Raw genomic sequence first — 1,968 nt, 5'->3', positions numbered from 1 at the left:
TCCACCACCAAGTCTTAGTCCAAGTGCATTTTCAGAAATAGTCTGTGCCTGGGTTTGGCTCATGAATGTAGCGCCAAAAGCAAATACAGCAATTAAAATCAATTTTTTCATGTTCATAGTTTTTAGATTCGTTGCGCAAATTTAATTGTTAAATGTGTATGTTAACACGACCTTAGCCCAATCTATTGTTAATATTCCATAAAAAACTGTTAAGCATTTTACCTTATTTTATGTAATTTTAACCGCTTACTATGGAAAAAAACCTGCAACAATTTTCGCATCAAATTGACGGTCAGTTATTTTACGACGACTTATGGCGTTCCATATACGCTACGGATGCCTCAGTTTACCGTGAATTACCTTTAGCTGTTTGTTATCCGAAAAATATTCAAGATCTAAAGCAACTTATAAACTTCGCAAAAGAGCACAAAACATCCCTTATTCCACGAACTGCAGGAACCTCTCTTGCGGGGCAGTGTGTTGGAGATGGAATTGTAGTAGATGTGTCCAAATATTTTACAGATATTCTTGAGATTGACACTGAAATGAAGACCGTGAGGTTACAACCCGGTGTGATCAGGGATGACCTGAATTGTGTTTTAGCAGAACACGGTTTGTTTTTCGGTCCAAATACGTCTACTTCCAACCGATGTATGATCGGAGGAATGGTGGGAAATAATTCTAGTGGAACTACATCCATAAAATATGGAACAACAAGAGACAAAGTTGTTTCCATGAAGGTTTTGCTTAGCGATGGGAGTGAAGCCGATTTCGGTGAGATTTCGTCGGAAGAATTTAAGCAGAAGCTCAAGCTGAAAAATCTGGAAGGGGAGATATATAGAAAGATCTTTGCTGAATTATCTTCAGAAGAATCCAGAAAAGAGATCATAGAGAAATTTCCGCCTAAGGAACTACACCGCCGCAATACCGGTTATGCCGTTGATGAATTGATATATTCTGAGGTATTTTCAGAATCAAAAGAGCCATTTAACCTGTGCCGACTCCTATCCGGAAGTGAAGGTACGCTTGCCCTTACTACCGAGATCACGCTGCAACTCGACTCGCTGCCGCCTCCGCAAACCGCAATGATCGCTGCGCATTTTTCGAGTATAGATGCCTGTATGCAGGCTGTGGTTCCTGCCATGCATCATTCGCTTTTTACCTGCGAAATGATGGATAAGGTGATTCTTGATTGTACCAAACAAAATTTGAAATACAAAGAGAACAGGTTTTTCATTGAAGGAGACCCACAGGCTATCCTTATGTTGGAAATGCGTGCAAACTCCCAGGATGAACTGCAAAAGCAAACCAAGGCCTTGCTTGAAACCCTTGAAAAATCGGGATTGAGCTATGCCTTGCCCGTACTTTTTGACGAACAAATAGACCTGGCGCTGGAATTACGAAAAGCTGGCCTTGGCTTGCTGGGAAATATAATAGGAGATAAAAAAGCTGTAGCATGTATTGAGGATACAGCGGTAGCCCTGCCTCAGCTTGCCGATTATATCTCGGAGTTTGGACAGATTATGAAAATCTATGGGCAGGATGCAGTGTATTATGCCCATGCCGGGGCAGGGGAGATACATTTAAGGCCAATTCTTAATCTAAAAAGCTCTGAAGATGTAAAACTATTCAGGCAGATTACAGAGGATGTGGCTAAGCTCGTAAAGAAATACAATGGTTCCCTTAGCGGAGAACACGGCGACGGTAGGGTGCGTGCTGAATTTATTAAAATGATGATAGGGCCAAAAAACTATCAGCTTATTCAGAATATTAAGCTGGCTTTTGATCCTGAAAACATATTCAATCCTGGAAAGATCATCGATGCAGCTCCAATGGATACTTCCCTTCGATATACCCCAGACAGAACTGAGCCACAAATTGAAACATTGATGGATTTTACGGATTCCCAGGGAATCCTTCGGCTTGCTGAAAAATGTAACGGAAGTGGAGATTGCAGAAAATCATCAG

At 41.2% G+C, this 1,968-nt stretch carries 1 protein-coding gene; it reads left to right on the top strand.

Annotated elements, in window-relative coordinates; all coding sequences use genetic code 11:
* Positions 1-251 precede the first annotated feature (251 nt).
* Positions 252-1,968, top strand: a 1,717-nt coding sequence (locus tag ACESK1_RS13205; protein WP_372920637.1) for an FAD-binding oxidoreductase, incomplete at its 3' end; no start/stop codon positions are given.

It is taken from the genome of Salegentibacter sp. (assembly GCF_041642575.1).
In the GTDB taxonomy this organism is placed as follows: Bacteria; Bacteroidota; Bacteroidia; order Flavobacteriales; family Flavobacteriaceae; genus Salegentibacter.
Note: the sequence above shows the minus strand (reverse complement) of the source record. Positions and strands in the feature narration are given on the sequence as shown.